This window comes from Streptomyces beijiangensis (assembly GCF_017315755.1).
In the GTDB taxonomy this organism is placed as follows: domain Bacteria; phylum Actinomycetota; class Actinomycetes; order Streptomycetales; family Streptomycetaceae; genus Streptomyces; species Streptomyces beijiangensis.
Map to the genome: position 1 here is coordinate 1 of NZ_JAFLRJ010001670.1, position 349 is coordinate 349.

At 68.8% G+C, this 349-nt stretch carries 1 pseudogene; it reads left to right on the forward strand.

What is annotated here, in order from left to right:
* Nucleotides 1-349 (forward strand): annotated as a pseudogene (locus J0695_RS43165) (cytochrome P450); the annotation flags it as partial.

Genomic DNA, 349 nt, shown 5'->3' on the forward strand with positions numbered 1-349 from the left:
GGGAGATGCTGACCATCACCCGGCAGGAGCAGCTGTACTCCCGCGACGCCCGCAACTGGCGCGATCTCAACGAGGGGATCGTCCCGCCGCATTCGGGGCTCCTGCCGATGATGGGCTGGCGTGCCAACGTCATCGGGGCCGACGGCCCCGAGCACCGGCGCCTGCGCAAGCCTCTCGACGACGGCATCGCGCGGATGGACCAGCGCAGGGTACGGCGTGAGGTGGAGGCGCTGTGCACGGATCTGATCGCGGCGTTCTCCGAGCGCGGCAGTGCCGATCTGGTCAACGAGTACGCCACGATCGTCCCGATGCTCTCTCTCGCCTCGCTGTTCGGCCTGGACGGTGAGGA